Origin of the sequence: Streptomyces sp. AA1529, assembly GCF_000280905.1 — a bacterium.
Classification (GTDB): Bacteria; Actinomycetota; Actinomycetes; order Streptomycetales; family Streptomycetaceae; genus Streptomyces.
In genome coordinates, this window is sequence record NZ_ALAP01000021.1 from 20,600 (window position 1) to 47,187 (window position 26,588).

Annotated in this window: 18 protein-coding genes and 1 tRNA gene; 15 read left to right on the forward strand and 4 right to left on the reverse strand. The window is 73.3% G+C overall.

Annotation, left to right across the window (positions count from 1 at the left end; all coding sequences use genetic code 11):
- Positions 1-85: 85 nt before the first annotated feature.
- Genes A949_RS0106855 through A949_RS0106865 form a run of 3 tightly spaced genes read left to right on the forward strand, consistent with a single transcriptional unit; the run spans position 86 to position 5,363 of the window.
- Positions 86-3,145: a lantibiotic dehydratase gene (locus A949_RS0106855; protein ID WP_026004409.1), complete on the forward strand. Its 3,060-nt coding sequence runs from the start codon at positions 86-88 to the stop codon at positions 3,143-3,145.
- On the forward strand, positions 3,142-4,365 hold the full coding sequence (locus tag A949_RS0106860) for a lanthionine synthetase C family protein (RefSeq protein WP_019355262.1): 1,224 nt from the start codon (positions 3,142-3,144) through the stop codon (positions 4,363-4,365). Before A949_RS0106855 ends, A949_RS0106860 begins: the two co-directional genes overlap by 4 nt.
- A complete protein-coding gene (locus A949_RS0106865; RefSeq protein WP_037705968.1) occupies positions 4,347-5,363 on the forward strand; it encodes a thiopeptide-type bacteriocin biosynthesis protein in 1,017 nt (338 codons plus the stop codon). Before A949_RS0106860 ends, A949_RS0106865 begins: the two co-directional genes overlap by 19 nt.
- A gap of 289 nt (positions 5,364-5,652) precedes the next feature.
- Here A949_RS0106865 and A949_RS0106870 read toward each other — a convergent pair.
- Positions 5,653-5,725 (reverse strand) — tRNA-Arg (locus A949_RS0106870).
- 340 nt (positions 5,726-6,065) lie between these two features.
- On the opposite strand from A949_RS0106870, the gene A949_RS0106875 reads away from it, so the two are divergent.
- The 8 genes from A949_RS0106875 to A949_RS0106905 all read left to right on the forward strand — a co-directional run bounded on the left by A949_RS0106875 (position 6,066) and on the right by A949_RS0106905 (position 17,731).
- Positions 6,066-8,111, forward strand: a complete 2,046-nt coding sequence (locus A949_RS0106875; RefSeq protein WP_078565359.1) for a GTPase domain-containing protein — start codon at positions 6,066-6,068, stop codon at positions 8,109-8,111.
- A gap of 5 nt (positions 8,112-8,116) precedes the next feature.
- Positions 8,117-12,202, forward strand: a complete 4,086-nt coding sequence (locus A949_RS38915) for a GTPase (RefSeq protein WP_019355265.1) — start codon at positions 8,117-8,119, stop codon at positions 12,200-12,202.
- Between the two features lie 238 nt (positions 12,203-12,440).
- On the forward strand, positions 12,441-13,001 hold the full coding sequence (locus A949_RS35460; RefSeq protein WP_019355266.1) for a single-stranded DNA-binding protein: 561 nt from the start codon (positions 12,441-12,443) through the stop codon (positions 12,999-13,001).
- A gap of 192 nt (positions 13,002-13,193) precedes the next feature.
- Positions 13,194-13,931: a thioester domain-containing protein gene (locus A949_RS39590; RefSeq protein ID WP_337463069.1), complete on the forward strand. Its 738-nt coding sequence runs from the start codon at positions 13,194-13,196 to the stop codon at positions 13,929-13,931.
- The gene (locus tag A949_RS39595) at positions 13,853-14,686 is read left to right on the forward strand and encodes an LAETG motif-containing sortase-dependent surface protein (protein ID WP_019355268.1); all 834 of its coding nucleotides are present in this window, start codon (positions 13,853-13,855) and stop codon (positions 14,684-14,686) included. Before A949_RS39590 ends, A949_RS39595 begins: the two co-directional genes overlap by 79 nt.
- A gap of 295 nt (positions 14,687-14,981) precedes the next feature.
- Positions 14,982-16,646 (forward strand): energy-dependent translational throttle protein EttA, encoded by a 1,665-nt coding sequence (gene ettA / locus A949_RS0106895; RefSeq protein ID WP_019355269.1) that lies wholly within the window; start codon positions 14,982-14,984, stop codon positions 16,644-16,646.
- A 4-nt stretch (positions 16,647-16,650) separates the two neighbouring features.
- Positions 16,651-17,076 carry an acyl-CoA thioesterase gene (locus tag A949_RS0106900; RefSeq protein WP_019355270.1) on the forward strand — a complete coding sequence of 142 codons (426 nt, stop codon included), beginning with the start codon at positions 16,651-16,653 and terminating at the stop codon, positions 17,074-17,076.
- On the forward strand, positions 17,057-17,731 hold the full coding sequence (locus A949_RS0106905; RefSeq protein ID WP_019355271.1) for a hypothetical protein: 675 nt from the start codon (positions 17,057-17,059) through the stop codon (positions 17,729-17,731). The genes A949_RS0106900 and A949_RS0106905 overlap by 20 nt, the downstream gene beginning before the upstream one ends.
- Positions 17,732-17,934: 203 nt before the next feature.
- Here the strand turns inward: A949_RS0106905 and A949_RS0106910 are convergent, their stop codons facing one another.
- The 3 genes from A949_RS0106910 to A949_RS0106920 all read right to left on the reverse strand — a co-directional run bounded on the left by A949_RS0106910 (position 17,935) and on the right by A949_RS0106920 (position 20,233).
- Positions 17,935-18,339 (reverse strand): globin, encoded by a 405-nt coding sequence (locus tag A949_RS0106910; RefSeq protein ID WP_026004411.1) that lies wholly within the window; start codon positions 18,337-18,339, stop codon positions 17,935-17,937.
- 95 nt (positions 18,340-18,434) lie between these two features.
- Positions 18,435-19,511, reverse strand: coding sequence for an ABC transporter permease (locus tag A949_RS0106915; protein WP_019355273.1), 1,077 nt, complete (start codon positions 19,509-19,511; stop codon positions 18,435-18,437).
- Positions 19,508-20,233: an ABC transporter ATP-binding protein gene (locus tag A949_RS0106920; RefSeq protein ID WP_019355274.1), complete on the reverse strand. Its 726-nt coding sequence runs from the start codon at positions 20,231-20,233 to the stop codon at positions 19,508-19,510. The genes A949_RS0106915 and A949_RS0106920 overlap by 4 nt, the downstream gene beginning before the upstream one ends.
- A gap of 472 nt (positions 20,234-20,705) precedes the next feature.
- Here A949_RS0106920 and A949_RS0106930 point away from each other — a divergent pair, with 472 nt between their 5' ends.
- The 4 genes from A949_RS0106930 to A949_RS32745 form a co-directional block, all read left to right on the forward strand.
- Positions 20,706-22,145 (forward strand): hypothetical protein, encoded by a 1,440-nt coding sequence (locus A949_RS0106930; RefSeq protein ID WP_192817125.1) that lies wholly within the window; start codon positions 20,706-20,708, stop codon positions 22,143-22,145.
- 14 nt (positions 22,146-22,159) lie between these two features.
- On the forward strand, positions 22,160-23,467 hold the full coding sequence (locus A949_RS32740) for a transporter substrate-binding domain-containing protein (RefSeq protein ID WP_019355277.1): 1,308 nt from the start codon (positions 22,160-22,162) through the stop codon (positions 23,465-23,467).
- 116 nt (positions 23,468-23,583) lie between these two features.
- Positions 23,584-24,909, forward strand: a complete 1,326-nt coding sequence (locus tag A949_RS0106940; RefSeq protein ID WP_026004412.1) for a hypothetical protein — start codon at positions 23,584-23,586, stop codon at positions 24,907-24,909.
- The coding region (locus A949_RS32745; RefSeq protein ID WP_019355279.1) for a serine/threonine protein kinase at positions 24,906-26,588 on the forward strand (1,683 nt) is incomplete at its 3' end. The genes A949_RS0106940 and A949_RS32745, both read left to right, overlap by 4 nt.

A 26,588-nucleotide genomic window follows, 5' to 3' on the forward strand; every position in this document is an offset into this window, starting at 1 on the left:
GGTGGAGCGGGGGCGTCGAACGGTGGTGTTCGGCGCCCCCTCGCCCGCCTCAGCTTTCACGACTGGCTGGAAGGAAGGAGCGCCCATGGCCGACACTCTCAGGTACCAATGGACGGGCACAGCCATGCTCCGTGCCACTACAACGCCGAGTCCCGCCGATGTGCCGCACGCCCTCGATCTGGACGATGGGGCGACCATCCGCGCCTGGCTCGTGAAGATCTGGGCGCGGCCCGACGTACGCAACGCCCTGTTCGCCGCCAGCCCGGTGCTCACCCGATCTGTCGAGAACATCGTCCGTGGCCGGACCATGTCGACTCGGCAGATTCGCCGGGCCGCTCTGTCCGTCGTGTCCTATCTCCTGCGCTGGCAACGACGGCCGACGCCCTTCGGTCTGTTCGCCGGCACAGCGCCACTCACGCTTGCAACGACAGCACACGTACATTGGGGCGCTGAGCACCAGGTGCTCCTACGGGCGGACGGCGAGTGGATCAGTGACATCGTCCAGGGCTTGGAGCAGCAGCCCGAACTCCTCGAACGTCTCTCGCTGGTCGCCAACAACACCGCCCAGGTCCGAGGCGATCGACTCACCGCGCCCGGCCCGCCCGCTGACGGTCACGCCCGCCTCATGGCTCCCGTCGAGATATCCATGCGGCTGTCCCGACCGGTCAACGCGGCAATGCGCGCCGCTCGCTCGCCGATTCGCTATCAGGACCTACGCGGCCACCTGACCACCATGTTCCCGGCCGGGGCGGGTGGGGAGATCGACCAGGTTCTGCGGGAACTCATCGCACAGAACCTCCTGATCACCAGCCTGCGCCCGCCCATGACGGCCCCTGACGCGCTGGACCATGTGTGCACCGAGCTCAAGAAGGCCGACGCACACTCCTTCCCTGACATCGGTGCGCAGGCGCGCGACCTGTACGAGCTGCGCGACGACCTTGCCGCGCACGCCGAGTCGTCAGCCAGCACCGACCTGCGCACCATGACCGCCCGGATGGCCGCCCACTCGACCGTCGCCCCCGCCCCGATGCTCGTGGACACCGTCCTGGACTGCGACGTGCGGCTCCCTGCGGTGGTCGTCGCCGAAGCGCAGAAGGCCGTCGAGGTCCTGCATCGCGTCAGCCCGCTGCCGTACGGCTATCAACAGTGGCGCGACTACCACCGCCGCTTCCGTGCCCAGTACGGCGTCGGCGCAGCCGTGCCCGTCCTCGACCTCGTTGCCGACAGCGGCCTGGGCCGGCCCGCCGAATACGTCGGCGCCGAGCGGGGCAAGACCCCCAAACCCGTCACCGAGCGCGACGCGCTGATTCTCAAGCTCCTCCAGCGGATGCACATGGAAGGCCGGAGCGAACTCCTCCTCGACGACGCCACGATCACCGAGCTCGCACAGGCCGCGGGAACCGACGAACCTCTGTACGGAGAGCGCAGCGAAATCGCCTTCGAGGTCCACTCACCCTCCACTCGCGCCCTGGCCAGCGGTGCGTTCAGTCTCGAAGTCACCGGCGTTCCCCGCCCTGCCAGCAGCATGCTCGGCCGCTTCGCGCACCTGATGCCCGCCGAGCAACGGCGCCTGCTCGCGGATTCCTACACGGCGCGCACCGACGCTGTCACCGCACAGCTCTCCTTCGGACCGCGCCGACGCCGCAACGAGAACGTGGCGCGCACCGACCAGCTCCTTCCGTACGTGATCCCCCTCGCCGAGCACCCTGCAGAGGAGGGCGAGCCGATCGGCTTGGAGGACGTCGCTGTCACCGCGGACGCCCGCAATCTGCACCTCGTGCAGCTCTCCACAGGCCGCCCGATCGACGTACGGGTGACACACGCGCTGGAGGCGGGCGTCCAGACCCCGCCCCTGGCTCGATTCCTCTCCGAGGTCGCAGGCGCCCGACGCGCGGTCTACAAGAAGTTCGACTTCGGCGCCGCCGCCCACCTGCCGTATCTGCCGCGAGTCCGCTACGGCCGTACCACCTTGACCCCGGCCCGCTGGCTGCTCAACGCCAAGGACCTGGCCGGCCGACGGGCTCCGTACAAGGAGTGGGAGAAGGCATTCGCCGCATGGCGCGTACGCCTGAACGTCCCGAAGCGCGTCTCCCTGACCGAGTTCGACCAACGGCTTCCCGTCGATCTCGATCACCCTGTGCAGCGCCACCTCGTTCGCACCCGACTCCACGATGTCCACGAACTGGAACTGCGCGAGGTCGCTGACGACGACCAGTACGGCTGGATCGGCCGGGCCCACGAGATCCTGCTCGCCTTCGTGCGGACCGCACCCGCGGCCTCCACCACGCCGCTGCTCCCACCCCGCGCTCATCAGCCCGCTCCGCCTGTGCAGCTCCCCGGCGACGGCGAGGTGTTGCGGATGCATCTGCACACCCACCCCAACCGGTACGACGAAATCCTCGACCGGCACCTTCCGCGCCTGCTTGCTGCACTCGACCAGCCGATGTGGTGGTTCACCCGACACCGGGAACTCGCCCGCCCAGAGACCGGACAACATCTCGCCCTCACTCTGCACCTCACTGGCGACTACGGGACAGCGGCCGCCGCAGTGAACAGCTGGGCGACCGACCTTCACCATCAGCGCCTGCTGTCCAGCCTCGCCTTCGAGCCCTACCGGCCCCAGACCGGCCGATACGGGACGGGGCAGGCAATGGACGCCGCGCACCGCGTGTTCGCCGCCGACTCCACCGCAGCCCTCGCGCAGATCCGGTTCACCTCCGGTTGCGACATCGCGCCCCAGGCGCTCACGGCCGTGAGCCTCGTCGACATCGCCGCGCATCTGCTCGCGGTCCGCGACGACGCATGGACCTGGTTGATCGAACACGCCCCGGCCCATGGGCGACCCGACCGGACGCTGCGGGAACAGGCCATCCAGTTCTACGACGCTGAACCGCAAACGCTCGCTCTTCACTACGGTGCAGAGATCGTCGAGTCAGTCGAGGCATGGGAACAGCGCGCCAGAGCCCTCACCGCATACCGCCAGGCCCTTGTCGAGACGGAGCACGACCCGACGACGGTCCTGCGGTCGCTGCTCCACCACCATCAGGTGCGCGTGCTCGGGGTCGGACCCACTGCGGAAGCCGCCACCCTCCACCTCGCCCGCACCATCGCCCTGCGCCACCGGCCGATCAGGGCCGAACGATGACGACAGAGCTTGAACAGGCCCAGGCCCTCACACAGGAGCTCGCCGCACACCTGGCGCAGCCTGCGGCACCACCCGGGGACGAACCCTGGGCCGGGCAGTCCCTCGCCGAGGGCGCCGCCGGCATCGGCCTGTTCCACATCGAGTACGCCACGCAAGGCCGATCACCCTGGTCGCCCGCGCACCGCTGGATCGCTCAGGCCGCGGTGGGGGACGTCAGCGCAGCCGACACCACCGGCCTCTACCTCGGTGCCCCGGCCCTGGCCTTCGTCCTGAACACCGTCCCTGACACCGTGCGCCATCTCTACCAGGATGCTTACTCCGCCCTGCACGACAACGTCATCGCCCTGGCGCACCGCCGCGCCGACGCCGCTCTCACCCGGCTGCATCGCGGCACCCTGGCTGCCTTCGGCGAATACGACACCTTCTTCGGGCTCACCGGGATCGGCGCCTACCTGCTGGGCAGCGCTCCCGACAGCAGCGCGATGGAACGCGTTCTCAGCTACCTTGTCGCGCTGACCCGTCCCCTCGACAGCAACCACCCCACCCCTGGCTGGTGGGTAGACCATGATCCTCACCGCGAACACACCATGCCGGGCGGACACGGAAACCTCGGCGCGGCGCACGGCATCACAGGCCCCCTACTGCTGCTGGCCCAGGCCGAGCGCCACGGCGTCCGCGTCGAGGGGCAGGCGGGCGCGATCCGTGCGATCTGCGACCACCTCGACACCTGGCGGCAGGAGGGCGAAGCAGGCCCGTGGTGGCCAGAGCACCTCACGCTCGCCGATCTCGAATCCGGCCGCTCCCACCAGCGTGCGCCCAGCCGGCCGAGCTGGTGCTATGGCACGCCCGGCATTGCGCGAGCGGGGCAGCTCGCCGGAATCGCACTGAACGACCCGGCACTCCAGCTCACCTACGAGGACGCATTGCACCAGTGCCTCAGCGATACCGGGCAGCTCGCCCAGATCACTGACACGAGCCTGTGCCACGGCTGGGCGGGCCTGTATCAAACGGCCTTCCGGGCAGCCCGCGACGCCCGTACGCCCCATCTGGCTGCCCTCCTCCCGGCTCTCCGCAAAGACCTGGTTACCCACACCCGCCCGGCGGTGGCCAAAGGACTCGGCCTCCTGGAGGGCGATGCCGGATGCGCTTTGGCCCTCACAACGGTCTCCGCCGACGAGGCACCAACCACTGGATGGGATGCATGTCTGCTGATCAACTGACGTCTGCGGCCTCGCCCTCGCCCTCTGGGCCGGTGGGTCGTGCCGTCCTCGACGTCATCGCCGGGCAGTCCGTCGACGATGTCGCGCACAAGGCGGGCTTGGAGCCCGTAGCACTCGCCGACGCGGTCGAGGTCTTCGAACAGGCCGGGCACACTGCACTCGCCCGCCAAGAGCTGCTGCGCACGAGCTGGTGGCAGTTCTACGTGGAGTTCCCCGACTGGGCGCACGCCGAGCAGACGGCAGCGACGCACCTCGCACCCCTGCTCGCCCGCCTGGAGAAGCGCGGTGTGATCTCGCTGTGGTGGTTCATCCGCAAGCAGCCCTGCTGGCGCCTGCGCCTCCACGGCGGCCCGGAGTCCCAGGTGTGCACGGAACTCGGTGCCCAGCTCGACGAACTGGTCGAGGTTGGTCCCCTCAGCCGCTGGTGGCCGGGCATCTACGAGCCGGAGACTGCCGCTTTCGGTGGCGCCGTCGGCATGCTCAACGCGCACCACCTCTTCGCCGCCGACAGCCATCACATCCTGTCGCGCGACGGCCGCACCGACGTGCCCCTCGGCCGCCGTGAACTGTCCGTGCTCCTGTGCACGGTCATGATGCAGGCCGCGGCCTTGGAGTGGCAGGAGCAAGGGGACGTCTGGGACCGCGTCATCAACGAGGAGCACCGCTCTGCCTCGGTAAGGGTCCTCGAGGACCGCCTTGAGGGAATGACTCGGCAGACCCGGCAACTCCTGGTCAGCGACACCAGCCCGGATGGTCCGGTATTCGGCAAAGGGGCCCTTCTTCACCCGGTGGCCGAATGGGCCGTGGCCTTCCGGCGCGCGGGAAACGCACTCAAGGAAGGCGTAAGGGCAGGTGTTCTCGATCGAGGTATCCGTCGGGTCTTGGCCTACCACGTCATCTTCCACTGGAATCGGATCGGACTGTCCCTCGGCGCTCAGAGCGCTCTCGCGCTCGCAGCCCGCAACGCCGTCCTCGATCCGCCTCCGGCCGCGGGCTGAGTACCCCTCCCGGCCGTGATCGCTCACGTCCGGTCTGCGGTTCGGCCAGCTGTCCGAGATGCCGGTGCGTGTCATGGCAGGGCCGGGGCCGATCTCCTGGCTGCGGAACCCGGGTGTCATCCGTTCGGTGGATTGGATGTCTTTCGGCTCGACGGACCGGTGCCGGCGGCAGGGGGCCGCCCCTGCGGGGAGGAGAGGGGGAGAGCTGTGCCGACTCCGCGCCGGGCCGAGTCGGGGTGGCCGGCCCGGCGGGCTGCGGCACCGGGCGCCCGGCCGGGCGCTGAGTGGGTGCCCCCGGTAGGACTCGAACCTACGGCCAAGCGCTTAGAAGGCGCCTGCTCTATCCACTGAGCTACGGGGGCCGTCCTCCGTCGCGGGTGGGCGGGCTCGCCGCCCCCCGTGACCGGCGGTGTCAAGGATAGGGGGCCTGGCGGCTCGTCCTGTTCGCTTCACGGCCGCGACGCTATGTGGAGGTTCCGTGAAGCGGTCCCGATAATCGCAGGCGGGTGCGATTCACGCAGCGGTTTTGGCCGTGTGGGTTGCGGGTGTTGCGTAGTCGTTATGGGGGCGGCGGGGTGGCAGGTGGGTCATGCGGGGTGAACGGGTTCAAAGACCTCTTTCAGTGCTGAAACTACACATTTTCCTCGCTCGCAACCGTGGATAAGCTTCAAAACTGCCGCAAAATTGGGCATTCTGCACTATGTGGCGATCTTGGACGTACGGCTTGAACTGCTCGACGCGCTCACCGCACTGCGTGAGCGCGTCGCAGCCGCGCGCTTTCCTCTCCCGCTGCCGGGCGCCGAGCGCGCCCGGCAGTCCCGGGACGAGCTGCTGGCCCAGCTCGACGACTACCTCGTCCCCCGCGTGCGCACCCCCGAGGCACCGCTCCTCGCGGTGATCGGCGGTTCGACGGGCGCGGGCAAGTCGACGCTGGTCAACTCCCTGGTGGGGCGCAAGGTCAGCGAGGCGGGCGTGCTGCGGCCCACGACCCGCACACCTGTGCTGGTCTGTCATCCGGACGACCGGGGCTGGTTCGTCGGGCAGCGGGTGCTGCCCCGGCTGGAGCGGGCCTGGACGCCCCGGCAGGACCCGCCCGGGACGCCCGCCGCGCCCGGTATGGGCGCCGCTCCCGGCGCATTCGGCGGACCGAGCGCCCCGGGCCCGCGCGACACGCCCGGCAGCCACGGCGACCCGGTCGGTGGCCTGGACGGCGGCGACCGGTTCGCCGACCGGCCCACTGACCGTGCCGCCGACTGGGACAGCGGCTGGGCCACCGACTGGGACCCCCGCCGGAGCCCGGGCCCGGACACCGCGGCCGAAGCGGAATGGGGGCACGAGTGGGACGCCGACCCGGACGCAGGACGACGCGTCCTCCGGGTCGAGACCGACAGCGGCCTGCCTCCCGGCCTCGCCCTGCTCGACGCGCCCGACATCGACTCCCTCGTCGCGCACAACCGGGACCTGGCCGCCGAACTGGTCTGCGCCGCCGACATCTGGGTGCTCGTCACCACCGCCGCCCGCTACGGCGACGCCATCCCCTGGCACCTGCTGCGCACCGCCAAGGAGTACGACGTCACCCTCGTCACCGTCCTCGACCGGGTGCCGCACCAGATGGCCGCCGAGATCACGACGCAGTACGGGCTGCTCCTCGACCGGGCGGGGCTCGGGAGGATCCCCTGCTTCACCATCCCGGAGCTGCCCGAATCGGCGGGCGGATCCGGGCTGCTGCCCGTCTCCGCCGTCAGCGGACTGCGCGACTGGCTGCAGGAGCACGCACAGGACGCCGACGCCCGGTACGCAGCCGCCAGCCGCACCGCCGACGGGACACTCGCCTCGCTGCGTCCCCGCATCACGGCCCTGGCCGGCTCCTCCGCGGCGCAGCACGCGGCAGCCGAACGGCTCACCCGGTACGTCGAGAACGCCTACGGGACCGCCGGGCAGCGGCTGCGCACCCGTATCGCCGACGGGGAACTGCTGGCGGGCGATGTCGCCGAGCACTGGCGCAGCTTCCCCACCGACAGCGACGGCGAAGAACTGTTCGACGCCTTCGCCGAGGGCCTGACCGCACTGCTGTCCGGCGCGGTCGCCGCCGCCGACGAACGGATCGCCGAACTGCGCCGGGGCGTACCGGGCCTGGAGGGCTGCGGCCGGCTCCTCCCCGGCGGCCAGAGCGAACGCGACGAGGCCGTCGGCCGGATCGGCGTGATGGTGCGCAGATGGCGCCGCTGCGTCGAGGAACTGGCCGAGGAGGAGACCCGAGCGGCGGGCCGCGCCTCGTGCGGCGAGGAGGACGCCGAGCACGTCGCCGGCCTGCTGGCCGCCTCCCTGCTCGGCGGGGTGCGGGTCGCGGGCGCCGACGACGCACTCGAGGACCTGCTCGGCGAGGAGGGCGCCCACGAACTGCGCGAGCAGGGCGCGGAGCTGCTGGAGCACTGCGTGGAGCGCGTCCTGGACGGGGAGCGCGACCTGCGCCTCACCCCCCTGGCAGAGCTCGACGCCGGTCCCGGACCGCAGATGGAACTGATCGCCGCGTTCTCGGTGCTGGACAAGCTCACCAGAACGCACGGGCTCCACGAGCCGCACCGGTTGCGGGAACTCCACCGGCCGCAGCGGTCGGAGGACGCGCCGGGCGGCCCCGAGGAGCAGAGCAGGACGGACGTGACCGCCCGCGACTTCCCGCCGACGCGCGTACCGCACGGCACGGAGAACGGCGCGCGCGGTCTGCAGAGCGCGCACATGGAGAGGTGACAGCAGTGACATCCACCGATGCCACCAACCCCGGAGCGGGTGAGCCGCCCGAGCGCTGGTCCGGCCGCTGGCCCGACGACTGGAGCAGCCCGCACAGCGAGCCCGTCGAAGGGCAACTGGAGCTGAGCCTGGACGAGCAGCCGCCGCCCCAGGACCCTCCCGCGCGCGGCGGCCCGGACGGACCGGAGGCCCACGGCCACGTCGCGGCGGCGGAACTGCCGCGCCAGCAGTCGGAGGCTTCGGTCGACGGCCCGCCCGAGGGCGGACGCGTACCCGGCCGGCCCGAAGGACCGGATGTGCCGGGAGGACGGGAGGCGCCGGGAGGACGGGAGGCGCCGGGAGGACCGGACGCGCCGGGCGTGCAGGGCGTGCCGGGCCCTGGGCCGGGCGAAGCGGACGGCGGGGCCGGTGCGTCCGGCGTGTCCGCCGTGGCCGGCGGGCCTGGCGCGGCCGACGGACCTGGCGGACCCGGCGGTTCGGTGGACTGGGGAGACCAGGCGGCTCCTGATCCCCGGGAAGCGGTGGCTGTCCCGGTGGCGCAGGCGCAACCGGCCCCGGTCCCCGAGGCGGCGGCCGCAGAGCACTGTCCTGGCCACGACTGGCATGACGTGTCCGGCGACAGCGGCACCGCCCGCTGCGAGGACGAGCCGCAGGACGCGCACGCCTATGCCGTCGCACCGGATTGCGGATGGGACGACGGCGTCATCGCCCGCCGGGCCCGCGCGGAACGCGCCGCCCCACCGGTCGCGCAGGCCGAGGCGCCCGCCCCCGCCGCACCTGCCCCGCCCACAGCGCCCGCGCCCCCGGCCCAGCAGACCCACCCGGCCCAGCAGATCCAGCCGGCTGCGCCGGGCGGACCGGTCGGCGGCACCGAGCCCGCCGGAGCCGCCGAACCGACCGGGCACACGGCGCCGGCCGGAGCCGCCGAGCCGGCCCCACCTGTCGCGCGCCCCGAGCCCTCCGCGCCGCCCGGCCACACCGCCCGCCCCGAGCGCGCCGTCGAACCGGAGACCGGTCCGCGGGCCCCCAACCCCCGCAGTCACATCTCCGCGGCGGAGGTTCCGGCCCGCGCAGCGGAACACCCCCGGCCGGGATTCGCCGCGACCCCGCCCTGGCGCGGCACGCCCTGGCCGGAACCCCCGCGCGGCACCGATCCCGGCGCCGCCCCCGAGACCCACCCGGCCGACGCCGAGCGGCCGCCCGCACCAGCCGTACCCGAGCCCGCTCCTGCCGCACCCGAGCCCGCACCAGCCGTACCGGAGCCCGCTCCTGCCGTACCGGCGACGCCGTCCTCCTCGACCGCGCCCGCAGCGCAGATGCCCCGCGCGACCGCCGAGGACGTCCCGGTCCCCTCGCACGCGCGGCCGGAAGCCACTGGTCCCGCATCCGAGGGGCACCCGCACCCGGTCCGGCCGCACCCGGAACCGGACGGTGCCGCGGCGGCCGCCGCGCCCCGAGGCGGCCTCGGGGACTCCACCCGGCGTGTCGAAGGGAACTGCGCCCCGGACCGCGCGGGACTCGCGGGACGTGCTCTCCACGACATCGGAGGCGCCGGAGGTGCTGCGCGGCGGGACACGGACCGGGACACGGACACGGTTCCGCTGCGGAACCCCCGGAACGAGCAGCCCGACCGCTACGAGCGGAAGGACGCCGGCCGGGACCTCCGCGGCGACATCCGGCGGGACCCGCGCCGCGACGCGGGGGAGAGCGTGCTGCGCCGGCGGCTCGGCGCCCTGCGCGAACTCGTCGGGCTGTCGCGCACCCGGCTGGACGCCGACGTGCTCGCCGAGGCGGGCACCGTGCTGGACGAGGCGGCGACCCGCAGGGGACTGCCCCGCTCCTACACGACCGTCGCCCTGGCGGGTGCGACGGGCAGCGGGAAGTCGTCCCTGTTCAACGCGCTCACCGGCGGCCGGCTCTCCGAGGTGGGGATGCGTCGCCCCACCACAGCCGCTCCGGTGGCCTGCACCTGGGAAGCGGGACGCTACAGCGACGGCAGTCCCGACGGGCTCCTCGACAGGCTCGGCATCCCGCAGCACGCACGGCACCGCACGCACGACGGCACGCTGAGCGGCCTCGTCCTCGTCGACCTGCCCGACCACGACTCCGCCGCCCCGGGCCACCGCGAGCAGGTGGACCGGATGCTGGAGCTGGTCGACGCGGTGGTGTGGGTGGTGGACCCGGAGAAGTACGCGGACGCGCTGCTGCACGAGGACTACCTGCGCCGCCTCGCCGGGCACGCCGAGGTCACGTTCATCGTCCTCAACCAGACCGACCGGCTCACCCGCGACTCCGCGGACGCCGTGCTGGACGATCTGCGGCGGCTGCTGGACGAGGACGGCATGGCACTGGGCGAGCACGGCGAACCGGGCGCGGTCGTGCTGTCCGCCTCGGCGCTGACCCACGAGGGCATCGACGTGCTGCGCGAGGAGCTCGGCGAGTTCGTCGCGCAGCAGCGGGCGGCGGTCCTGCGGCTGACCGCCGATCTGGACGGTGCCATGGACCGGCTGCGTCCCGTCTACACCGAGCCCGGACCGGGCGCCGAGGGCGGCCCCGTCGGGCTGAGCGAGCGCGCCCGCGAGGACTTCGAGGACCGGCTCGCCGTCGCCGTCGGTGCGGCGGCGGCCGGCCAGGCCGCGGAGCGGGCGTGGCTGCGGCAGGCCGAGCACTCCTCGGGCATCCCCTGGGTGCGCGGGCTGCGCTGGTACGCCTCCCGGCCGACTTCGGACCGCGGCGAGCGGCCCGGCGCGGAAGCCGAGGAGCATCCGGACGGCCCCACCGCAGGGGGCCGCGTCCGCCGCGACACCCTCCAGCAGCCGCTGGCCGCACGGCCGGTGGTCGCCCAGGCCGTGCGGGAGCTGGCGGACGCGGCGGCGAGCGGTCTGCCCGACGCGTGGGGACACACCGTCCGCGAATCGGCCCGCCGCGGGGCCGCGGGGCTTCCCGAGGCGCTGGACGAGGTCATGGAAGCCTGCTCCGCCGGGCCGGACGCGGAGCGGACCGCCGCCCTCACGGCGTCGCTGACGGACTTCCCCTACGGAGGGGAGACGCCTCAGGCGGCCAAGCCCGCAACCGCCGCCGCAGCCGCCGTGCCCGGTCAGCAGTCCGCCCCCGGCGCTCCGGGTCCTCGCGGTGCGAGCGACCCCGGGCGGGCCCGCGGCCCCGAGTTCGGCGGTGGCGCTCCGGCGGACGGTCCGGACTGCGGCTCCGGCTCCGGCTCCGGGTCCGGGTCCGGGTCCGGATCCGGCCTGGGCTCCGGCTTCGGGCCCGGCTCGCCGGGACCGGTCCCGGCGGGGCTCGACGGGGCACCCGAGGAGACGGCCGCGGCGCCCGACGGATCCGCGCGGGACACGGACGGGGTGTCCCGGGACACGGGCGGGGCGTCGCCGGACGCGGACCGGACCGCGGGTTCCGGGCCACGGGTGCCGCGTCCGACCTGGCACACCGCCGCCTTCGCCGGGCAGTGGCTGCTGTTCGCCCTCCAGGCGGCCGGAGCCGTGTGGGTGGCTGTCGTCGCCGTCGTGGCCCACGGGTTCGACCGGACCGCGCTGCTGCCCTGCGTTCTCCTCGCGGCCGCCACCCTCGCCGGCCCGGGGCTCGCCTGGGCGTGTCGCCGCGCCGCGCGCGGACCGGCCCGGACCTACGGGCTGGAGGAGGAGCGGCGCCTGCGCCAGTTGGCGGCCTGCTGCGGCGGGACGCGGGTGCTGGAGCCGGTGGCCGCCGAGCTGCTGCGGTACCGGCAGGTGCGGGAGCAGTACGCCATCGCCGCCGGCGCGGTCGACTCGGCCGCGGAGGAGCGGCCGGTGGACCCCTGGATCGGTTCGCAGGCCGCTGCTGCGGTCGGAGCCCAGGGCGGTGCTGCCGTTGCCGGAGGCCCGGTCGGGGTCGACGGTCCCGGAGCCGGAGCGTTCGCGGGCGGCCGAGGCTCGTCCGGAACGGGTGGCCGGGGTGGCCCGGGCGGTCCGGGCGGTTCCGGCGACCCGGTCGCGTCGGATGTCGCGGGCCGGGAGACCGGCGTCGGTGCCGGTACCGGCACCGACGCTGCCGCGTCACCCACCGGTGTGACCGAGCTGTGCACAACTTCCGAGTAATCCACAGCTGAGAGCCTCTTTCCCCACGCCCGCCGTCCTCCCCCCCACGCTGGAATCCGCACGACGGCACCGAGACGACAACCTGCGGCGGCCCCGACAGGGCCACGGCACGCCGGTCGCCTCGGGGTCGCCGCGCGCTCGGGCACCTGCCGGTGCTCCGCCGGACCGCAGCCGTCCTCGTGCGGCGGTCCGGCGGCGTCCACCGGCGGCAATCGGCAGCGACCAGGGGGAGACGCACATGAACGAGACCTATGTGACGGTGACCGGCAACGTGGCGACGAAAGTCGACCACTGGACCTCGCCGTCCGGACTTCCGGTCGCCAGGTTCCGGCTGGCCAGCACGGTCCGGCGGTTCGACCGGCAGAGCCGGCGCTGGGCGGACGCCTCCACCAGCTTCTACACGGTCTGGGCCTGGCGAGGACTGGCCGGACATCTCGCCTCGTCCGTAGCCCGCGGTGAACCCGTCATCGTCCGCGGCCAGTTGCGCGTCGTGGAGGACGAGCGGGACGGACGCCGGTATCTGTCGGCCGAATTGCTCGCGACGACGGTGGGGCACGATCTGACACGCGGCACCTCGGCGTTCGTGCGGACGCCCCGCGCGAACCCGGAGTCCACCCGTGGCCCCGCCCCGGCCTGGCCCCCGGTGGCCGCGGCAGGACCACCGCCCTTCGGAGCGCCGGGTGACGGGGCGGGCACACCGGGTTCCGATCCTGTTCCGGAAGAGGCCGTGCCAGGTGGTGAACTCCTGCCCGGGGCGCTGGCGGAGGACGGTGTTCCAGGTCAGCGCGGTGCGTCGTGATCGTCCCGGTCCGTCGGATTCGGCGATAACGATTCCGAGTCGGAATGTGTGGCCACGGTGAATCGTGGGGATCGCGTGGCGTTTTGCTCCTTACCATCCCACGCGTACTGACCAGGGGGTTCAGAGCTTTGCGGTGGGCCGGCGGCTCGCGGACGACGCGGCCGGGGGAGAGTCCGCCAAGAGGGGAAGACCATGACTTCTGTACGGGCGCGGGCGGCCCGTCGGCTCACCGTCGTCGCGGCGGCCACCGCGCTGTGCGCGACAGGCCCGGCAGGCGCCGCCGGGCAAGCGGCCGCGGCTCCGGCGACGGCCGGAGCCGGCGCGGGCGGGGCATTCGCCGACGGGGGGCCCGAGCAGCGCAGCGGAGCGGTGGCCACGCTCGACGGCCTCCGCACGCACGGCCGAGCGGTGGTGGCCGCGGACGGCGAGAGACAGACGGTCGGCGCCGGGCTCTTCGAGATGTCCGTCGACGGAGGCGGCACGCTGCAGACGTACGGACTCGACGTGCTCAACCCGACGCAGGAGCAGTCGCGTTACGCCGAAGGGGAGTGGAAGACCTCGTCGCTGTCCGGGAACCGCAACGCGGGGAAGATCCGCTGGACGGTCGAGCACTCCTATCCGCGGCGCAACGACCTCCAGGCGCTGGCGAAGTCCGCGGGCGCCAAGCGGCTCACCCCGCAGACCGCGGCAGCGGGCACCCAGGTCGCGATCTGGCGGCTGGCCGAGAGCGGCGCGAGCGGGGCTTCGAGGGGCGGGGGGAGGGGGAGGGCCCCCCGGAGCCGCCCGACATCACCCCCACCGACCCCGCCGCCCAGAAGCTGGCCGACCATCTCGTGCAGAAGGCGCGTTCGATGTCCGAGCCGGGTGCCTCCCTCACCTTCGACAAGGCGGAGGTCTCCGGCCGCACCGCCGAGCGCCCCGGCCCGGTGACCGTGCGCACGAACGCCGCCGCCGTGAGCGTGGCGCCCGGACCGCACGCCGCCTCCCAGGGGATGCGGATCGTCGACCGGGAGGGGAAGCGGGTCCGTACGGCGCGCGACGGGACGAAGCTCTACTTCGAGTTGCCCGAGGGGGTGGAGTCCGGCAAGGGGTCGCTGACCGCGCAAGTCGCCACCAAGGTGCCGCTGGGCCGGGTGTTCACCGGCACCGGTGAGCGCGGCCGGGGGCAGGCGCAGATCCTGGCCGGGTCGAGCCAGTCGACCGTCTCCGCCACCGCCACGGTCAACTGGGCCGAGCGCGGGCCCGCCCCCGCCACCACGGCGAGGGAGAACTGCGCCGACTCCGGGGTGGACATCACCGTCTCCAACGGCGGCGACTCCTCCTTCCCGCTGCGGGTCGGCAAGCAGCGCGAGGACATCGCGGGAGGCGGGCACGGCACCGTGACGGTCCCGGTGGCGGAGGACCAGCCGTACCGGATCCCGGTGCGCGGACCGCACGGGTACCGGAAGACGTTCAGCGGCGTCCTCGACTGCACGACAGCCGCCGCCGGTGGTGGAGTGACGCGGCAGAACGCGCCCGCGACGGTCGAGCGGCCCGCGACCGTGGGCGGTGGCGGTGTCCCGGCATCGGACGGTGACCTGGCGGAGACCGGCGGCGGTGCGGGCACCCGCTTGTTCGCCGCCGTGGCCATCGCGCTGCTGGCCGTGGGAGTGACCACGCTCCGGATCGTGCGTCGCCGCGGCTGAGACGGCCGCCGGCCGCCCGGCTGCGGCCTGGGTCGCGTCCCGGCCCGGGGACCGCGGTCGGCCCGCCGCGGCTCCCGAGCTCCCCGTGTCGTGGGGAGACGCGTGCGGCCGGATCCGGTGTGCTGCGCGGTGCCGGGCACAGGTGCGGTTTCCGGCCCGGGGCCCGGGTGCGGCAAGATGGGGAGCGTATGCCTTAGCTGGAGCGGCCGCACCTCAACCCTGCGGCCCGCTGCCGCATGACGACCCGCGCGGCCTGGCCGCGTACGACTACCTACAGATTGCCGGACGGTTCCTCTTGGCTGAGTACATCTACACCATGCGCAAGGCGCGCAAGGCGCACGGCGACAAGGTGATCCTCGACGACGTCACCTTGAGCTTCCTGCCCGGCGCGAAGATCGGTGTCGTGGGCCCCAACGGCGCGGGCAAGTCCACCGTGCTCAAGATCATGGCGGGTCTGGAGCAGCCCTCCAACGGCGACGCGATGCTCTCGCCCGGCTACACCGTGGGCATCCTGCTGCAGGAGCCGCCGCTGGACGAGTCCAAGACGGTGCTGGAGAACGTCCAGGACGGTGTCGCGGAGATCAAGCAGCAGCTCGACCGGTTCAACCAGATCGCCGAGCAGATGGCGACCGAGTACACCGACGAGCTGATGGAGGAGATGGGCAAGCTCCAGGAGAAGCTCGACCACGCGAACGCCTGGGATCTGGACGCGCAGCTGGAGCAGGCCATGGACGCGCTGGGCTGCCCGCCCGGCGACTGGCCGGTCACCAACCTCTCCGGTGGCGAGAAGCGCCGTGTCGCGCTCTGCAAGCTGCTGCTGGAGCAGCCCGATCTGCTGCTGCTGGACGAGCCGACCAACCACCTGGACGCCGAGTCGGTGCAGTGGCTTGAGCAGCACCTGGCCAAGTACCCGGGCACCGTCGTGGCCATCACCCACGACCGCTACTTCCTGGACAACGTGGCCGGCTGGATCATGGAGCTGGACCGCGGCCGTGCCATCGGCTACGAGGGCAACTACTCCACGTACCTGGAGAAGAAGCAGTCCCGCCTCAAGGTGGAGGGCCAGAAGGACGCCAAGCGGCAGAAGCGCCTCAAGGAGGAGCTGGAGTGGGTCCGCTCCAACGCCAAGGGGCGGCAGGCCAAGTCGCGGGCGCGGCTGACCCGGTACGAGGAGATGGCCGCCGAGGCGGAGAAGACCCGGAAGCTGGACTTCGAGGAGATCCAGATCCCGCCGGGGCCGCGGCTGGGCAATGTGGTCGTCGAGGTGGAGAACCTCAGCAAGGCGTTCGGTGACAAGGTGCTCATCGACGACCTGTCCTTCACGCTGCCGCGGAACGGGATCGTGGGCGTGATCGGCCCGAACGGTGCGGGCAAGACCACGCTGTTCAAGATGATCCAGGGGCTGGAGGAGGCCGACTCCGGCTCGATCAAGGTCGGTGACACGGTCAAGATCTCCTACGTCGACCAGAGCCGCGCGAACATCGACGCGAAGAAGACGCTGTGGGCGGTCGTCTCCGACGAACTGGACTACATCAACGTCGGTCAGGTCGAGATGCCGTCGCGCGCCTACGTGAGCGCGTTCGGGTTCAAGGGCCCGGACCAGCAGAAGCCGGCGGGCGTGCTCTCCGGCGGTGAGCGCAACCGGCTGAACCTGGCGCTCACCCTCAAGCAGGGCGGCAACCTGCTGCTGCTGGACGAGCCGACCAACGACCTGGACGTGGAGACGCTCTCCTCGCTGGAGAACGCGCTGCTGGACTTCCCGGGCTGTGCGGTGGTCGTCTCCCACGACCGCTGGTTCCTGGACCGGGTGGCCACCCACATCCTCGCCTACGAGGGCGAGAGCAAGTGGTTCTGGTTCGAGGGCAACTTCGAGTCCTACGAGAAGAACAAGATCGAGCGGCTGGGGGCGGACGCGGCGCGTCCGCACCGGGCGACGTACAAGAAGCTCACCCGGAGCTGAGCGCGTGCGGCACAGCTACCGGTGTCCGCTGCGCTGGTCGGACATGGACGCCTTCGGGCACGTCAACAACGTCGTCTACCTCCGCTATCTGGAGGAGGCCAGGATCGATTTCCTGACCCGGGCGGCGCGGGAGACGGACCCGGAGGCGTTCACGGGCGGCACCGTCGTGGCGCGGCACGAGATCGACTATCTGCGGCAGTTGGTCCACCAGGCGGATCCGGTCACGGTGGAGACGTGGGTGGTGAAGCTGACCGCGGCGTCGGTGACGTTCGGCTACGAGATCAGGGACCCCGAGTCCGAGGGTCGCCCGTTCGTGCGGGCGCGGACGGTCGTGGTGCCGTACAACCTGGAGGAGGGCTATCCGCGGCGGCTGTCGGCCGCGGAGCGCTCCTTCCTGGAGGGGTACATCGATGACAGCCACAGCGGCTGACCGGCTGGTCTTCGCCGACCCCGGGGAGGCGGCGGGGCTCGCCGCCTTCCTGGAGCGGCTGGTGCGCTGGGAGAAGAACGCCGCGGTGCGCATCCAGGCGGGTGGCGGGGTGGCCGGGGTGTTCGCCAGGCCCGCCCGCTTCGAGGTGCTGGCCGTGCGCACCGGGCGGTTGCTGGAGCCGGTGGAGCTCGATGTCACCGTGGCCGCGGGTGAGCTGCTGGAACTCGTCGAGGAGGACCGGGAGGCCGTCGCTGTTCCGAAGGCCGTGACCGGTCCGTCCTGGGCGGGTGTGCTGCCGCCGCGCGGCGGCTGGCGGGAGTTCGCCCGGGTGCCGGTGGACGCGGTGGGGTCGGTGGCGGCCGCCGCGGTCGGTGAGTTCCGGGAGCGGGCCGAGAAGCTGCCGCCGGAGCGCCGGGGCAGGCAGACCCTGGACGCGCTCGCGGAGGAGATCTGGTCCCGCCCGCTGGGGCGCACGCAGTTGCCGCTGCGCGCCGCGCACGCGGCGCATGCGCTCGGTTTCCTGCGCGGGACGGATCCGGCGGCGCTGCTGGAGTCCGGGCCGTGGCTGCGGCTGCGGACGGTCTACGGGTCGGTGGCCGTGCGCCGCCGGGAGCGTCCGGGAGCGGGCGGCGGGCTGAGCGTCACGCCTGTATGAGCCGTACGTCGGTGACCGTCGGTTTCCGGTCGCCGGAGGCGGCCCGCCGGGAGCGGACCGCCGGAGCAGGCCCGCCGGGAGCACCGCCGACGACGTTCCGCCCCACGTGTGCGGCCCTTCCGGCGGAGGGGCCGCAGCAGGGCGGGTGCCGGCGGCGCCCCGGCAGGACCGTCCCGGCGCCGGCGAGCGGTCCGCGGTGCCGGTCAGTCCGCGGTGTTGATCAGCGAGCCGGCGGCGTAGACGAGGTAGTCCCAGAGCTTGGCCTCCAGCGGGGCGGGCAGCTCCAGGCTGTCGACGGCGTCCCGCATGTGCCGCAGCCAGGCGTCGTGCGCGGCCCGGTCGACCGTGAAGGGCGCGTGCCGCATCCGCAGCCGCGGGTGGCCCCGCGCGTCGCTGTAGGTGCGGGGGCCGCCCCAGTACTGCATCAGGAAGAGCGCCAGCCGCTCCTCGGCCGGTCCCAGGTCCTCCTCCGGGTACATGGGCCGCAGCAGGGGGTCCTCGGCGACACCCTGGTAGAAGCGGTGCACCAGCCGCCGAAACGTCTCCTCGCCACCGACCTGTTCGTAGAAGGTCTGCGTTTCCAGACTGCCGCGCGGAATCTCCATCACCCGTCCATGGTCGCAGACGGCCCGGAGGAGGTCCGCGGACCTAGGACCGGCCCTCCTCGGTTCCTCCCCCGGGCCCCGCACCCCACCGGTTCCGGTCAGCCGGCGTCCCAGCGGAAGACCCGCGCGGCGATCGCCGTCAGCACCGCGGCGAACAGCAGCAGTCCGCCCATCACGGGCAGCGCGGTGCCCCAGCTCTCCCCGCGGGTGAGGACGTCCTGCATGGCCGAGGCCAGGTGCTTGAGCGGCAGGAACTCGCTGACCGCGCGGATCCACCCCGGTGCGTTGTCCAGCGGGAAGAAGGTGCCGGAGAGGAACGCCATGGGCAGGATGATCAGCTGCGCCATCCCGTTGGCCGCCTCCTCGGTCCTGGCGAACGAGCCGACCAGCAGCCCGATGGACATGAACGCCAGCGTGCCGCACACCACCAGCGGCAGGCACAGCCACCAGTCGCCGGTGAGTTTCAGCCCGTAGTAGGGCAGCGAGGCCACCGCCAGGAAGATCGCCGTCTGTGCGAAGGCGGTCAACAGGTTCACGCCGACCCGGGCGCCGACCACGCTGCGCGCACTGATCGGGGCGAGCCACAGACGGCGCAGGATGCGCTTGCGGCGCCAGCTCACCAGGTTGAAGGCGGAGCCGAAGACGCCGCCCATCGCCACCGCCCAGCCCAGCAGCCCCGGCGTGAGGTACTGGATCGGTTTGGTGGTCTCGTCCTCGACGGTGCCGGTCCGCAGCGCGAAGGCGGGCGGCTGCCCGGTCGCACGCTGGTTGGCCTGCTGGACGATGCTGTCGAGCACACCCCGTACGCTGCCCGAGCGCACCTGGTCGGCCGCCGAGTAGCGCAGCTCCACCTTGCCGTCCCGCTGGAAGACGGCGGCGTCGGCGTCACCCTTGCGGACCTTCTCCAGGGCCTCGCGGCGGGCCGCGGCCGAACCGTCGGTCTTCTCGATCTCCAGGACGTCCCGCAGCCCGGCGCGCTCCTTGTCGGGCATGCCGTCGAGCACCTTGACGTTGCCGACCTGCACGATGTCGGACTTGTCGGCCCCCTGGTCCTTGAACAGCGCGCCGAAGAGCATCAGGAACATCAGCGGGAAGATCAGTGTGAAGAAGACCGCCGCACGGTCGCGGGCCAGCCCGCGTGCCATCGCCAGCGACAGATTGAGGAACGCTCTCACTCCCGGTACTCCCGCCCCGTCAACTGGAGGAAGACGTCCTCCAGGGTGTCGACTTCCAGCTCCCGCACGAGCGAGCGCGGCGGCCCCACCCGCAGCACCTTCCCGTGGTCCATGACGGCGACCCGGTCGCACAGCGTCTCGGCCTCGTCCATGTAGTGCGTGGTGAGCACCACGGTGCGGCCGGAGGAGTTGAGGGTGCGCAGCAGATCCCACAGGTTGCGCCGGGCCTGCGGGTCCAGGCCGGTGGTGGGCTCGTCCAGGAAGACCAGCTCCGGATCGTGGACCAGGGCGCAGGCGATGGACAGCCGCTGCGCCTGGCCGCCGGAGAGCTTGTCCTCCCGGGTGTCCGCCTTCTCGGCGAGTCCCACGGTCTCCAGCATCCGGTCGGCGTGCGACTCCGCGATGCCGTAGAGCGCGGCGAAGGTGCGTATCTGCTCCCGGGCGGTCAGCCGCTCGAAGAACGCGGACGCCTGGAGCTGCACGCCTATCCGGCGCAGCAGTGCCGGGTCGCGCGGCCAGGAGGGCGATCCCAGCAGGTGTGCGGTTCCCTCGTCGGGTTCGCGGAGTCCTTCCAGGAGCTCCATGGTGGTCGTCTTGCCGGCTCCGTTCGGCCCGAGGATGCCGTAGAACTCGCCGCGCCGCACTTCGAGGGAGACACCGTCGACGGCCTGCGTCTCCCCGTAGCGTTTGCGCAGCCCGTCGGCTGTGATCGCGTTGGACATGCGCGGAGGCTAATGGCTGAATCCGGTATTCCGGTCTCGTGCGGTCATCTGTTCCGTCTCACCTGGCCATCGGACGGATCGCGCTGGGGTGACGTCCGGATGCGGCCGGACCGCCCGCGCCCCGCACACCTCGTGTGCCCCCGTCCGCGGCAGCCGGGAACCGGGCGGCCCGCGGCACGCGTGAGGGAGGGCAGGAGCGGGCGCGGCGGCAGCGCCCGGCAGGCGGAGACGCCGCGCCGGGAGGTGCCGGGGGACCGGCCCGGGTCGGGCATTCGGTCGCGATCCGAACAAGATCCCGGCCAACTCCCTGCCACCGCTGCCCGCGGCGGCCATACTGCTGGCCTGGGCACCACGGCCGGGGCGTCCCGACGCTCGCGGTCCCGGGCAGGGGAGCCGGGGGCCGCGCGGAACGGAGCGGAGGGCACGTACGCGGCGGGGTGCCGGCCAGCGACCGAGGGGGAGGGCTCCAGCCGTGACTCAGCAGCCGACCGTGCCACCGGCCCCGCCGCCGCTGTCCGCGGCGTCGCCGGACGGGCCCGCGGGACCGGATCCGGCCGCGGCGGGCGGCGGGCCGCGGTCCGCGGCGCCGCCGGCTTCGCGCCGTACGGCCTGGTCCGAGGGGATGCGGCGGCTGCGCGCGGCCGCGACCACCGAGCCGGGCAGGCTGCGGGTGATCGGTGCGGCCCTGGTCGCGCTCGTGCTGCTGTCCGGGGCCGTGTCGGCGTGGCAGGTCTCGGACCGGGTGGCGGCGGCGGACGCCGTCGTCGACCACAGCCAGCCGCTGAGCGCGGACGCCGCGCACATCTACCGCTCGCTGGCCGATGCCGACACCTCGGCCTCCAGCGGCTTCCTCGCGGGCGGTGACGAGCCCCGCTCGGAGCGCCGCCGCTACGAGAAGGACATCCGCGAGGCGTCCGAACTGCTCGCCGAGGCGGCGGCCGCCTCCGGCGGGTCGCCGACCGCGGAGCGGCAGATCGCCGTACTCAACCGCGGGCTGCCCGTCTACACGGGCCTGGTGGAGTCCGCACGCGCCGACAACCGGCAGGGCCTGCCGCTGGGCGGCGCCTATCTGCGGTACGCCAACGAGAAGATGCGCGGCGAGCTGCTGCCCGCCGCCCGCAAGCTGTACACGGCCGAGACGGAGCAGTTGGGCGGCGACTACGCGGAGGCCGAGAGCTGGCCGCTGCTCGGGCTCGGCACCGGCGTGCTGGCGCTCGCCGCGTTGGGCTGGGCGCAGCGCCGCAACTACCGCCGCACCAACCGGGTCTTCGACCGCGGCCTGCTCGGTGCGACCGCCGCGGTGCTCGCGCTGCTGGTGTGGCTCGGAGCGGGGCACGCACTGGCGCGCTCGGGTCTGCACGAGTCCGACACCAAGGGCGCGCGTTCGCTGCAGGCCCTCAACGAGGCGTGGATAGGCACCCTCCAGGCGCGCGGTGACGAGAACATGACGCTCGTCGCGCGCGGTGGCGGCGCGGCGTACGAGAAGAGCTACCGCAAGCAGATGGCCGCGGTCGCGGGCACCGGTGAACGGCGCGTCGGGGGCGGGCTGCTGGGGGAGGCCCGCCGGGTCGCGGACGACCGCACCGGCGGTGACGCGGTGCGGGACGCGCAGCGGGCCGTGCGGACCTGGCAGGAGCGGCACCGGCAGGCGCGGGCCGAGGACGACGGCGGCCACTACGAGGACGCGGTCGCGCGGGTGATCGGTGCCGAGGACAGCACGCGGGAGAGCTTCGACGCGGCGGACGCGAGCCTGGGCAGGGCCGCGGCGCACGAGCAGCGCCAGTTCGAGGAGGCCGCCGCGCAGGGCCGCGGCCGGTTCGGCGGGCTGCTGGTGGGCGCGCTGCTGCTGGCCGTGCTCGGCGCGGTGGGCACGGTGTCGGGTATCGGGCGGCGGCTCGCGGAGTACAGGTGAGGAGGGGGGACGCCATGTCGGAGACGGGAGCGACGGGTGCGACCGGAGCGGGCGCACCGGATGCGCCGGGGGCCCGGGATGCGGCAGACGCCGCGGGTGCCGCAGGCGCAGCGGACGGGCGGCGCGCCGGGGACCCCCGGGCGGCCGCCCGCGCCGCGGCCACCGGCGTACGCGAGGGGGCCGTCGGCGGTGCGACCGGCCGCGACCCCCGCGGTGCGACGGACCGGAGCCCCGGCCGCCGGCCGGAGCCGGGCCGCCGGAGCCGCCGGGTGCTCGCACGGGGGCGGCCGGGCGGCGCCTCCCGCGGGCCGTCGGCCGCCGCGGGCGGTCTGGCCGTGGCAGCGGCGGTGCTGGTCGCCGCGGTCGCGGGCACCGGAGTCCCGGGCGGCGCCTCGGCGGATCGCGGAGCGGCGCGCCCGGGTCCGGGCCCGGGCGCGGCGGTGGTGCGGCCCGCCTCCGCCACCGAGCCCGGGGCCGAGCCGCGGCCGGAGAAGTGCGCGGACGGCAGCAATCCCGCGGAGAGCCTCAAGCCGTCCGGCGCCTCGGGGAAGGCGGTCGAGCGGATCAAGAAGAAGGACAAGTTGGTTGTCGGTGTCGACCAGAACAGCTATCTGTGGGGCTACCGGGACCCGTCCACCGGCACCATCGAGGGCTTCGACATCGACCTGGTCAAGGCCATCGCGCGCGATCTGCTGGGGAAGGACGGTGCCGACCGGATCGTCTACCGCACCATCCCCACCGACCAGCGTGTCCCTGCCATCCAGAGCGGTGATGTGGACATGGTCGTGCGGACGATGACCATCAACTGCTCCCGGCGCGCGCAGGTCGCCTTCTCCACCGCCTACTTCCAGGCGGGCCAGCAGTTGGTCGTGCCCAAGAAGCACGCCCGCGTCAAGGGCTTCGACAGCAGCATGCGCGGCAAACACGTGTGCTACGCCGCGGGTTCCACGGCGGAGAGGATGATGAAGACCCCCGCCTACGCGGAACTGGGCGCGCGCCCCGTCGTCGTGCCCAACCAGCTCGACTGCCTGGTGCGCATGCAGCTCGGCGAGGCGGACGCGACGGTCACCGACAGCGCCCTGGGCGCCGGGCAGGCCGCACAGGACCCCTCGGTCGAACTCGTGGGGGAGCCCGAGACGCTGGAGCCGTACGGCGTCGCGATGAACCTGGAGGACGAGGATCTGGTCCGCAGGGTCAACAAGGTGCTGGAGGACTACCGCGAGCACAAGTGGAAGTCTTCCTACGACCGCTGGCTGGCCGACGACATGATGGGTACGGAAGGGAAGAAGCCCGCACCGCCCGAGCCGCTCTACCGCGACTGAACCGGACGCGGCGGTCGCGCTGTGGACGCGGCCGCCGAGGCGGCTGCCGAAGTGGCCGCCGCGTACCGGTTCGTGGGAACGGGTCCGTGAGTACGAGTCGAACAGCGAGGTGATCGATGGGGTCCGCGGGAGCCGCCGGAGAGGTGATGAGCCGGGAGGAGACCGACCGGGTGCTGGAGCGGCTCGACGCCGAGCACGAGGCGGTGGAGTCCTCCCTGCTGGCGCTCCAGGACCACGCCGGGCGCCGGCTCCTGGAGGGCGCCGAGCTCGCCGGGACGACCGCGCACCGCTGGGCCCGGGCCGAGGCCGCCGTCACCGCGCTGTGGAACGGGTTCGAGGTCTACGCGCGCACCCTGCGCCAGGCCCGCGAGCTGCGGGAGCGCCGCCGCTGGCCCAGCCGCGACGACCTGGTCGAGCTGACCCGGCTGCTGCGCGGCACCCTCACCGTCCCCGGCGCGGGGCTGCCCGGTGCCGCGGGAGTTGGCCTGTCCGGGGCGCCGAAGCTGGCCGAGGAGCTGACCCTCGGACAGCTCGTCGAGCGGATGAACGGGTGGTACGCGCAGGCACTCGACGTGGTGGCGGCGGCCGACTCCGTGTGGTCCGCGCTGCCGGCGCGGATCGACATGCTCGCCGCCGAACTGGGCCGCGTGCGCTCCCTGGCGCACTCGGTGGGCATGCGCCCCGGTGAGCACCCGTCCGCCGACGACCTGGAGCGCATCACGGCCGAACTCACCGCACTGCGCGAGGAGGTCGTCCGGGACCCGCTCGCCTTCTGGACCCCGACCGGCGGCAGCGGCGCACCGGGCGGCGGCAGGCCCGACACCACCCGCTACGACAGTGCCGCCCGCGCGCTGGAGGAGATACGGCGCGAGATCGACGCCGTGCTCGCCGTGCGGCAGGACGCCGAACAGCGGCTGATGAAGCTGCGCGACCTGCTCACCCGCGCCGACCGCACCCTGGCCGAGGCCCGCGCGGCGCGCGGCGAGGTGCTGGCCAAGATCGCCGCCTGCGAGGTGCCCGCCGTCAGTGGCCCGCCCGCGGCGCTGCACAGCCGGCTCGCCGAAGCCGTCGAGCACCGCAGGTACGCGCAGTGGCACCGGCTCTCACCGCTGCTGGAGGAGCTGGAGGTGAGCGCCGAGGACGAGCTGGAGCGGGCCCGCGCCCAACTCTCCGCCGTCACCGCGCCACTGGCCGTGCGGGCGGAACTGCGCGGCCGCTTGGACGCGTACAAGGCAAAGGTGGCCCAGCACGGTCTGGCCGAGGACAGTCTGCTCATCGAGCGCTACGACACGGCGCGCCGGATGCTGTGGAGCGCCCCCTGCGACCTGCGGGCCGCGGAGGACGCCGTACTGCGCTACCAGCGGGCCGTACAGGAGGCACTGCAGCACCGGCGGCAGACCCGGGACGCCGCGGGCGGAGCGATGAACATGGGGGCGGAGTGAGCGAGCAGACCAGCGCACCGGAGCGGCCGTGCCAGCGGCCGCAGTGCGACGGCGTGTACGAGGACATGGGAGGGGGCGAGCTGTACTGCGGCACCTGCGGGCTCGCGCCCGTGGTGGCACCCGGCGGGATGCTGGGCGCGGCGCCCACCGGGATGACCGGCCCGGCGCGGGACAGCCGCTCCTCCGGCTCCGGGCGCTCGGGCTCCGCGCGGACCTCCTCCCGCGGCTCGGCGCGCTCGCGCTCCTCGCGCCGTTCCGTCTCCGGGCGGCTCTCCCGCTCGCTGTCCGGGCGCGGCACCGAGCGCTCGGTCTCGGTGCGCAGCTCCAGCTCCTCCGCCGAGAGTTCCGGGCGGAGCAGGCTGGGCGCCGGACTGGTGCAGATCCCGCAGGTGCCCCGGCCGGATCCGGCCGGGGTCGTCCTGACGGACCCGGAGGTGCCCGAGCGCAAGCGCTTCTGCAGCAACGGGGAGTGCGGCGCGGCGGTGGGCCGGGCGCGCGGCGACCGGCCGGGTCGCACCGAGGGGTTCTGCACCAAGTGCGGCCACCCCTACTCGTTCGTGCCCAAGCTGCGTCCCGGCGACATCGTGCACGGCCAGTACGAGGTCGCGGGCTGCCTGGCGCACGGCGGGCTGGGCTGGGTCTACCTGGCCGTCGACCGGGCCGTCTCGGACCGCTGGGTGGTCCTCAAGGGGCTGCTGGACACCGGTGACCAGGACGCGATGGCGGCGGCGATCGCCGAGCGCCGCTTCCTGGCGGAGATCGAGCACTCCAACATCGTCCGCATCTACAACTTCGTCGAACACCTCGACCAGCGCACCGGCAGCCTCGACGGCTACATCGTGATGGAGTACGTCGGCGGCAGCTCCCTCAAGCAGATCGCCAACGACCGGCGCACCCCGGCGGGCAAGCGCGACCCGCTGCCCGTGGAGCAGGCGTGCGCCTACGGCATCGAGGCCCTGGAGGCCCTGGGGCATCTGCACAGCCGCAACCTGCTCTACTGCGACTTCAAGGTCGACAACGCGATACAGCAGGGCGACCAGCTCAAGCTGATCGACCTGGGCGCGGTGCGCCGGATGGACGACGACGAGAGCGCCATCTACGGGACCGTCGGGTACCAGGCGCCCGAGGTCGCCGAGGAGGGCCCCTCGGTCGCCTCCGACCTGTACACCGTGGCGCGCACCCTCGCCGTGCTGACCTTCGACTTCCAGGGCTACACCAACGTCTACGTCGACAGCCTGCCCAACCCGGAGAACATCGGGGTCTTCCAGCGGTACGAGTCCTTCTACCGGTTCCTGGTGCGGGCGACCGACCCCGACCCGCGCCGCAGGTTCGCCTCCGCGCAGGAGATGGCCGACCAGCTGCTCGGGGTGCTCCGGGAGGTCGTCGCGCTGCAGACCGGGAAGCCGCGCCCCGCCCTGTCCACCCTCTTCGGCCCGGAACCGCGGGTCGTGGACACCGAGCTGTTCGCACCGCAGACCGGCGACGCCTCCCTGCTGGGGGCGCGCGATCCCGCGGCGGGCAAGCGCCGCGCCCGGCGGGCCGCGCTCGCGGGCGCGGGCCGTTCCGCGTCCGGGGGAGCGGCCGCCGCTCCGGAGACACCGCAGGCGGCGGGCGGCATCGCCGCGCCGCCCGCCCCCGCCGGAGCGCCGGAGGTGCCGCCGGCCCGCACCGCGTCGCCC

Coding starts and splice junctions, on each gene's coding strand:
- A949_RS0106855 (WP_026004409.1), top strand. CDS start 86: ATGGCCGACACTCTCAGGTACCAATGGACGGGCACAGCCATGCTCCGT.
- A949_RS0106860 (WP_019355262.1), top strand. CDS start 3,142: ATGACGACAGAGCTTGAACAGGCCCAGGCCCTCACACAGGAGCTCGCC.
- A949_RS0106865 (WP_037705968.1), top strand. CDS start 4,347: ATGTCTGCTGATCAACTGACGTCTGCGGCCTCGCCCTCGCCCTCTGGG.
- A949_RS35460 (WP_019355266.1), top strand. CDS start 12,441: ATGAACGAGACCTATGTGACGGTGACCGGCAACGTGGCGACGAAAGTC.
- A949_RS39590 (WP_337463069.1), top strand. CDS start 13,194: ATGACTTCTGTACGGGCGCGGGCGGCCCGTCGGCTCACCGTCGTCGCG.
- A949_RS39595 (WP_019355268.1), top strand. CDS start 13,853: ATGTCCGAGCCGGGTGCCTCCCTCACCTTCGACAAGGCGGAGGTCTCC.
- A949_RS0106905 (WP_019355271.1), top strand. CDS start 17,057: ATGACAGCCACAGCGGCTGACCGGCTGGTCTTCGCCGACCCCGGGGAG.
- A949_RS0106920 (WP_019355274.1), bottom strand. CDS start 20,233: ATGTCCAACGCGATCACAGCCGACGGGCTGCGCAAACGCTACGGGGAG.
- A949_RS32740 (WP_019355277.1), top strand. CDS start 22,160: ATGTCGGAGACGGGAGCGACGGGTGCGACCGGAGCGGGCGCACCGGAT.
- A949_RS0106940 (WP_026004412.1), top strand. CDS start 23,584: ATGGGGTCCGCGGGAGCCGCCGGAGAGGTGATGAGCCGGGAGGAGACC.